Genomic DNA, 6,133 nt, shown 5'->3' on the forward strand with positions numbered 1-6,133 from the left:
TGTCCGCTTGATTTATCGCTAATCTTGAATAAGCCGTGGCTGGCCGCTCACTTTTTTAGTTGCCTTTATTTTCAAACTTGCGCCGTTGGCCTTTGTCTTTTGAGGCATGGGAGAAAGATTCTAATACAGTAGAACAAGATAAAGGCCGTCTGAAAGATGAATTTCGGACGGCCTTTTTCACGGCTTTTAGTGTTGTTCTTCCGGCTCGGGTTCGTCTTTGCCGAACCAGTTGTCAAAGCGGATGGTGTATTTCAACTCGCCGCCGGAGGAGCGCGTACCGATGCGGGCAACGGCTTGGATGGCGCGGGTCAGTTGGTACACGAGTTTGACGGATTGTTCGGCGCTGGAGATGCCGTATTCGTAACCTACGTAGAGGTTGTTGGTGAGCTGTTTGCCGACGGTCAGGACTTGTTCGGCAGGGTTGAGCTCGCCGGTTTGGGCGTTGCGGCTGCGTTTACTGGTGAAGCCCAAATCATCGACAAGGCCGATGCGGTCGTTGACTTGGCCGGCAAGTAATGCGCTGGCGGCCGCAGAGAGCGTGGCGTTGTCGCCGTCGCTGCCGCTGCTGGCACGGTTGAGGATGAGCCAGGAGAGTTTGTCTTTTTCACTCATGGCTTCTTTGGCAACCAAGGTCACGCGCGGATTGTTAAGGCTGCCGAGAACTTCGACACCTGCACCGACCGGGGAGAGACGGCGTTCGGCACGGATGTTGAGGTTCGGATCGGTCAGTGGGCCGACGAAGGAAACCGCGCCTTTGGTGATTTCGAGGTCTTGGCCGTAGGCTTTGTAGCGGCCTTTGACAACGCGAACGGTACCGACGCCTTGGACGGTTTCGCCTGGGCGGGAAGTGAGGGTCAGTTTGCCACCGATGGTAACGTCTGCGCCGTAGCCGACAAAACGGACATTGTCGTTGATGTTCAAGACAAGGTTCATATTAATAGGCGTGGTGGCCGTTGCTTCTTTTGGGGTTTCGCCCAGTACGACCACGTCGTCATCGAGGGTCGGCATGGAGGATTTTTGCGAACCAAACCTGCCGTAGTCGGTGTTGAGCGTGCCGTTGAGCGATATGCCTTTTTCCGGATTGTAGAGGACTTTGGCCGCGCCGGAGAGCTGCAGTCGACGGTTTGGACGCGAGAGGGTGCGGTATTTGTCGAAGACGATATCCACGTCGACATCGGGGTTGGCGTTGGCAAGGTTGACCGCGCCTTTGAGCTCAATCGTGCCGCCACGGTGGAATTTGAGGCTGTCGATCACCCATTTTTGACCCTGCAGGCGTGAACGCAATACGCCGTTGTCGAGAATCAGGCCTTGGGTTTGATGGCGGTAATAGAGGTTGTCGCCGTTAATCAGGCCGCTTAGTTGCGGATCGTTCAGACGTCCTGCCAAGTTGACGGCGGCGTTCAGACGACCTTTGAGGGTTTGGCCGACGGGCAGGAAGTTGCGGAAGACTTCGAGGTTGGCAACGTTCAGATTGAGTTTGCCGCTCAGAGGGGCGGTATCGAAGCTGGTGCCCTGACCGATGTTGACGGTACCGTCGGCACGGCCGTAATTGGTTTGGAGGTCGAGGTTGCTGTTGACGGTGGGCGAACCGAGTCGGCCGCCGATGGTGGCGGTCGCGTTCAGACGGCCTGCAATGCCTTGGGCTGTCGCCGGCATAAAGGATTTGAGCGAGCCCAAATCGGGAACGCTGATATTGACTTTGCCGCTGACAGGGGCGTTGTTGATGTTGTTGCCGAACTGTTGGGCGATGCCGAGCGTGCCGTTAACTTTGCCGAAGCGGGTGTTGCCTTCCAGCGTGCTGTCGATGCGGCCGTTTTGGAAACGGGTGCGCAGGGCGAGCGCGGAAAGTCCCAAAGGCTGTTTGTTTTTCGGGTCTTTGCCCGGCAGGATGATATCGCCGCTTTGACGGTTGATGTTGAGGAAGCCGCGCGCGTTTTGACTGTACGCCAAATCCCAGTCGCCGCCCAAGACGAGGTTGTGTTCGATGGGCGGAGTATAGAAGTTGTGCAATTCGGTAATGTGCAGATTTTGTGCGCTGCCTTTACTGGTAATGCCGGCTTTCTTGTCCCAAACGAAATTTTGCAGGTTGAGGCTGCCGCCCATAGCCGCCCAACGCGCGCTGCTGAGGGAAACGCGTTCGCTGCCGGCTTCGAGGTTGAGGCGGTTTTGCAGTTTGAGGTTGAACGCGCCGTTGATGTCGAGCGTGTCAACCGTGCCTTTCCATTGGGTTTGGTCTTTGTTGAGGCCGCCGGTGGCGTCGAGGTCGAGCTTGTAGCGTTTGTTGTCCATCGCCATGCTGCTGTTGCCACGGATGTGGTGGTGCGAACCTGTGCCGCTGATGAGCAGGTTGACGTTGTCGATCAGGGCCGCGCCGCCGGATACGGCGATGTGTTCGCCTTTAATATCGGCGCTCAACGGGCGGTTGGTATCTGGCGAACCTTTAAGCTTGAAGTCGAGGATGCGGATGTTGACGGTATCGGCGACTTTGAAGTTGCGTGCTTCGCCGTTCAAATCGGCTTCAAGGGTTTTGAGGCCGTCTGAAAAACTGCCGGAGATGTAGCCGCGCGCGTTGAGCAGGCCGCCCAAGCCGAAGCCGAAACGCGACAAATCGGGGGCGGTAATGTTGAGGTTGAGGCGGTCGCCTTTTTTGCCGAAGCTGCCGTTGGTTTTGATGATGTTGCTGCCGAGGGTCAGGTCGGTCAGGGTGCGTGCGAGGTGTTTGTTTTCATAAGCGACGTCGGCTTTGCCGCTGAGCGGAACGCCGTTGAGCGTACTCGGTGCAAACTGCATTTTGCCGGCGAATTTTTCTTGCGCCAGGATGCCGGTCAAGTTGATGTTGCCGTTGACACTACCTTGCGGAAGCTGCGGATCGATGCGCGCAGGGTTGAAGGCTTTGCTGACGATGTCCAGTTGCAGTTTGCGGTCTTTGAAGAGTTCGAGCGAGCCTTTGGCGTTGAGTTCGCCGCCGTTTTGCGGAACCAGGCGGACTTTGTCGAGCTTGAGCGTGTGCTGGCCGAGCTGTTTGTCGGTTTGGAAAAACAGCATGCCGTCTGTACGTGCAAATCCGCTGTCGAGATTCCAGTTAACGACAGGGGAGGAGGTTTCGCCTTTGACGTCGATACTGCCGTTCAGACGGCCTGCGATGTTTTGACGGACAAAGTCGTCTGCGCCGGTATTGTTGATGCCCAGTGCGAGTTTGAGCTGGTCTTGGGCGGTATCGATAGAGCCGGATACATCGATGCTGCCGTCTTTGAGCAGGTCGACGCCGATGTCTTCAATCATGACCGTGCCTTTATCGTCGACGATGAATTCGCCGAGGATGCGTTTGACAGGGATATAATTTTCATCGGCAAAACCGGCTTGGTCGTTTTCCAAGTCAATCGAGCCTTCCAACGCAACGCCGTTGGTAAACGACGGAATGGTGGTGGCGTCGAAATTCAGGCGCGCTTTGGGCAGGCTGGGCAGGAAGGCCTGCGGATTGATGTTGGAACCTTTAATCAGGATTTCGCCGACGGTTTCATTGAGGCTGTCGGCGAATGGATGAATAGTGGATTTTGCAGACAAATGAACGTTGTCGCTATCGAGCAGTAGGTCGGTGGATACGTCTTGCAGGCTGCCCCACAGGCGTACCGTACCATGTAGGGTTTCGCCCTCAAGCTGGCCTTTGGTGTAGATGGCGGTATTGAGGACGTAGGGTTTGTTCAAACCGATCACTACCGCGCCTGTCGAGCTGCTCCATGGCGTATCGGCGGTTTTGATGTGGAGGCGGTGTTCTTTTTTGTCGTAATGATAGGCCGCGTGCAGATGGTCGAGATAGACGGTCTGCTTGTCAAAACGCTTGCCCACGCTGATTTTGCCGGTTTCCAAACGGTCGAGATAGGCGGTAACGGGCAGGTCTATGCTGTCGGGCAGGCCTTTTGATGGCTCTTCTTCTTTGGGCGGCGTGCGTTTGGTCACGATGGCGATGTCGCCGGCCACGACTTCGGTAATGTGCAAGGATGGACGGGTCAACTCGGACGGTTTCCAATCAAAGCGGAAGCTGCTGATTTTGATGTCCGCACCTTCTGTTTCAATCAACCATTTGTCGCCTTCAAAACCTTCAATCAGCGTGCCCTTCAGCGTGTCCGAAGAGATTTTGACGCCGAACCATGACGGTATTTTGTACAAGCCGAAACGCAAACCCGATTCCGTACCGACCAGCCAGCCGATCGCGCCGGCGGAAACGGTCAATACGCCCAAGGCGGACAGGACAAAGCCGCGCAACAGGCGTTTTTTGCGCTTTGGCGGGGCAGGCTGTTGTTCAGACGGCGTGGAAGTGTTTGCAGTATCGGTCATGATATTTTTCTGTTTGTCTGTTGTTCAGACGGCCTGAAATGGCTGAGGCCGTCTGAAAGAATGGATGGTGAGTATGTTTTTTAAAACCTTGTGCCCAAGCTGATGTGCCAGCGGATTTTTTTGTCGTGATGGCCGTAGGCAATGTCGAAGGAGAACGGCGCAACCGGGCTGAACCAGCGTACGCCCAAGCCGGTACCGTGTTTTAAGGTCATGTGTTTGAAGTTGCTTGCCGCATCGCCGACATCGTGGAAGATGGCGCCGGAGAAGCTTTTGGTAACCGGGAATTGATATTCAAGGCTGCCGACCACCAAGGCGCGTTGCGGCAGGACGGAGCCGTTGGGACCGGCCAAGCCGATGCTGTCGAGTTCGTAACCGCGTACGGAAGTTGCGCCGCCGGTGCGGAACATCAGGCTGGACGGCACTTCTTCGCCTTCGCGGGCATAAACGTAGCCTGCTTGTCCGCGTACGATGAATGTACCGAGTTTTTTGTTTTCAGGCGTGAAGAAATAGCCTGCGCGTGCCATGGCGCGTGCCATTTGGGTGGAGGAGAGGAATTTGCCCAAGGTTGTACCGATTTTGCCGTCGAGGTAGTAGCCGTTTTGAGGGTGCAGCTCGGTTTCGATGCTTTGCCGTTTCCATGAGGCGGTCAGCATGGTGGCATGGCTTCGGCCCAAATCGTAGCTGGTGTCGGGGACTTTTCGTTCTTCGGTAATGAATTCGAGGCCGAAGCGGGCATCGATATTATTGCGGTCGCGGACATACCAAATACCGCTGGTCAGGGCGCGTTTTTCAAGGTTTTGCGTGGTCGAGCGGTTGTAGGAAACGTTGCTTGTCCAGTAGTTGCCGCGGTTGTTGCGCGGTTGGCTGATACCGGCGGCCAGCGTGGTTTCGTATTTGTCCATGTCCCAAACGATGGAACCGATATAACCCTTGTTAAAGAGGTTGTAATAGTCGTAGGCGATGCGGCCGCCGATTCCGTATTCGGAGTCGTAGCGGATACCGGTTTCCAGTTTGTGGCGCTTGACTTCGGTCACGTTGATTTTGACGGGAACGCGGTCGCCTTGCAGTTGATCGAAGTCGGCCTGTACGGACGCGCCGGAATAGTGGCCGTTTTGCTCGAGCGCCTGTTGCAGGTCGAGGATTTTGTCCAAGTCGTAAGGCGAACCGGGGTGGAAACGTGCCATGCCGGAAACCACGCTCTCAGGGTAGCGGCGTGTGCCGGTGATTTGGAAATCGCCAAAGTAAATGGGGCGGTTGCTCTCCACGATGACGTTCAAGTCGGCTTTTTGGGTATTGGGATTGATGGTGGCTTGGGTGGTGGTGAGTTTCGCCAAAGGGTATTTTTTACGTGTTACCGCGCTGAGGACGGAGGTTTTACTTGCACTCCAGCCGTCTTGGTCGAAGTTTTCGCCAACAGGCTGCTGCCAGTTTTCCATCGCATTTTGGTAGTACTCGGCCAAGTTGTCGTCATTCAATACGTCGCCGAGGATGGCCACGCTGACGTTGTCGACTTTGGTACGCGGGCCGGGGGTAACGTTGACGGTGTAGCTCTCACCGTGGTCTTGAATATTGACGTTGCTGTTGAAGTAGCCTTTGGTCCGGAGCATGGTTTTGACGTTGTCGGGCGCCTCTTCGGCGAGGAAGCCGACCTGTTCTTTATCCAGCTCTTCTTCCTGCTGCTGGGTAATCAGCGGCAGGTATTCTTCAAGCATTTCTTTGACTTCGCTGTCTTGGGTGTCGATTTTGACGGGGAATTTGGGCTTGAGTTTGCCTGTTTGGTCGTCTTTGGGCTGCTTGG

2 protein-coding genes are annotated in these 6,133 nt (G+C 55.6%); both read right to left on the reverse strand.

From position 1 onward, the window contains the following. Nucleotides 1–186 precede the first annotated feature (186 nt). Nucleotides 187–4,335, reverse strand: coding sequence for a translocation/assembly module TamB domain-containing protein (locus ACTHUT_RS12600; protein WP_250599352.1), 4,149 nt, complete (start codon nt 4,333–4,335; stop codon nt 187–189). A gap of 80 nt (nt 4,336–4,415) precedes the next feature. After that, nucleotides 4,416–6,133, reverse strand: a 1,718-nt coding sequence (locus ACTHUT_RS12605) for an autotransporter assembly complex protein TamA (RefSeq protein WP_440418859.1), incomplete at its 5' end; no start/stop codon positions are given.

The organism is Neisseria sp. P0022.S010 (assembly GCF_051956635.1).

Coding starts and splice junctions, on each gene's coding strand:
- ACTHUT_RS12600 (WP_250599352.1), bottom strand. CDS start 4,335: ATGACCGATACTGCAAACACTTCCACGCCGTCTGAACAACAGCCTGCC.